General features: G+C 75.7%; 2 protein-coding genes and 1 pseudogene. All 3 read left to right on the forward strand.

Going from position 1 to position 2,435, the window contains the following annotated elements; all coding sequences use genetic code 11:
* Positions 1-295 (forward strand): annotated as a pseudogene (locus tag JX283_RS08150) (hypothetical protein); the annotation flags it as partial.
* Positions 288-509 (forward strand): hypothetical protein, encoded by a 222-nt coding sequence (locus JX283_RS08155; protein WP_135978312.1) that lies wholly within the window; start codon positions 288-290, stop codon positions 507-509. The pseudogene JX283_RS08150 and the gene JX283_RS08155, both read left to right, overlap by 8 nt.
* A 506-nt stretch (positions 510-1,015) precedes the next feature.
* Entirely contained in the window at positions 1,016-2,350 is a 1,335-nt protein-coding gene (locus JX283_RS08165; RefSeq protein ID WP_204830131.1) for a hypothetical protein, read from the forward strand.
* The last annotated feature ends 85 nt before the right edge of the window (positions 2,351-2,435 follow it).

Genomic DNA, 2,435 nt, shown 5'->3' on the forward strand with positions numbered 1-2,435 from the left:
CTCCCAAGGGACGTCGTCGGCCGCGCTCGAGGCGGCCGACGACGTCCCTTGGGAGAGCGAGGAGGTGCCGTCGGATCTTACCGACGCCGCCGGGGACGAGCTCGGGGGCCTCCGCGACCGGGGGTTCTCCCTCGTGCACGGCGGCTACCTCGACCTCCTCGGGAACGTGTGGGGCTGCGTGGCCCAGGGTGCCGACGAGGTGGTGGTCTGCGTGGTGTCCGAGACGGCTGGGGGCACGTCGGTGGTGAGCCGTCTGACGTTGGGGGTGGACCGATGGGAGGAACTCTGTGGCTGAGCGCGGCGGGCGGCCGCCCCTCGCGGAGGAGCGCGGGCAGTCGACGGTGGAGTACGCCCTCGTGCTCGGGGCGTTCCTGGCCATGGCGGTGGCCCTCGCGGCGCTCTGGCGGTTCCTCGGCCAGGGGGTGGCGGCGGACATCGCCGCCAGGGCGGCGTCCCACGGGCTGGGCGCGGGCACGGTGGCCGCGCTTCAGGACGTCCTGCTCTACTGAGCGGGGCTCCTGGACAGCGCGCGCCCTCGCGGAGGAGCGCGGCCAGTCCACGGTGGAGGCGGCTGTGACGCTGCCCTGCGTCCTGTTCTGCNTGGCGCTGCTCGCCCAGCCCCTCTGCATCCTGTACACCCGCTCGGTCATGGCCTCGGCCGCCTGCGAGGGAGCGCGCCTCCTCGCCACGGCCCCGTCCTCGTCGGAGGACGACGTCCGGGCCTTCGTGCTGCGGCGCCTGGCGGCGGTGCCGGCCGTCGGGATCTTCCACGAGGGGGACTGGGAGGTGGAGCTCTCCGGCGCGCGCACGGCCGAGGTCGCGGTGCGCGTCGAGGGCGCGGTGGCGCCGCTGCCGCTGTTCGGCCCCGTCGTGCGCGCGCTCACGGGGGAGAGCCTCCTCGAGGTCTCGGTGGAGGCGAGGGAGCGGGTCCGTCCGTCGTGGTTGGGGGGTTCCTATGCAGATTGGGTCTCGATCTGGTCGTGAGGTCGGCCTGCGGTGGGGCATCTCCGCCTTCGTGGACGACGAGGGCGGTCACACCTCGGTTGCCGTCGCGTGCGCCCTGCTCGTGAGCCTGGCCCTCGTCTTCTCGCTGGCGCAGGTGCAGTGGATGGCGGCCCGGTCCGCCGACGTGCAGGCCGTGGCCGACGCCTGCGCGCTGTCCGGGGCGAGGGCCGTGCGCGCCTTCTCCACGGTGGCCCAGGTGGTTGACGCGACCGTGCTCTCCCTGGGCGTCTGCGGGCTTACCGTGCTGGGCGCCGGCATCGTCACCGGTCTCGTCCCGGGTATGGGGGCGGCCGGCGTCTCCGTCGCGGACGCCGGCCGCTCCATCCTCCAGGGGCGCAGGGAGCTCGCGTCGTCGGCGTCAGAGGGGCTCAAGGCCCTCGAGGCCGCCCTGCCCGCCGCCGTGGCCTCCAACGGTTGGGCCACGGCGGGGGCCAACGGCGCCGGGTCGGTGCGCTACGCGGGCGTGGCGCTGGCGTTCCCCGCGGAGTCCCGCTCCGTGTGGACGCAGGTGGGCGACGTCGACGACGCCGCGCTGGCCGGGGCCGCTGACGACGCCGCGGGGCTCTCGGACGAGGCCGCCGAGCGCCGCCGGGAGGCCGACGCCGCCCTGGAGGCCGGCTGGCGGGCGGACTGCGTGGACGCCCCGTCGTGCCTCTGGGGGAGGGCCTCCTCGCTCGCGGGGCTGCCGGCCGGCGAGAACCCGCGCCACCTCCATATGGAGGGGTGGAACTTCGGGGTCCCGCTGCTCCGGGCACGGGCCTACTACGCGGCCCGTCTCGCCGCGGAGGCGCCCGACGGCGACGGTGCGGCCGCCCAGGCCGACTCCGCCCGGCGCCGCGCCTACTACGCCTACGCGCTGGCGGAGGTCCGGTCCGGCGAGTACCGCGAGAACGCCGACGGCACGGTCGTGGTGCGGCTGCCCCGCCTCGCCCACGACGCGGCGACCACCCGGGCGAGCGACCTGTTCGACACCGTCCGCTGGCCCTGCACGTCGGAGGGCGGCTCGTTGAGGCTCCACGCCTTCGACGGGTGCCCCGGCGCCCGGGGGCAGCGTATGGACGACGCTACCGTGGCCCAGGGGGAGGCGGGCGGGTGGCAGGTGTGCCCGGACTGCGACATGGGCCTGGTCTCGCTGTCGCGGGTGGCGTCCGCCTCCACCAACACGTCGAGCGGTTTTGAGCACTACTGGCGACTGGTCTGCGACGCCGCCGAGGCCTGGGAGCCGGCGAGAAACGCCTGCGCGGAGCTGGACGGACGCCTCCGCGAGGTGGCGGAGGGCGGGGCCGACCTCTTTGAGCGTGCGCTCGCCCAGCTCGCCGCGGCGACCACCCCAATGCAGCCGTAGGCACCAGGCGGGCAGAGCCTGGGCCGCGCCACGGCGAGCTGCGCGAGCGCACGCCCACAGAGGTCGGACCCGCCCTCCGCCACCC

The sequence above is a fragment of the Olsenella sp. CU969 genome (assembly GCF_905219715.1).
GTDB lineage: Bacteria > Actinomycetota > Coriobacteriia > Coriobacteriales > Atopobiaceae > Granulimonas > Granulimonas faecalis.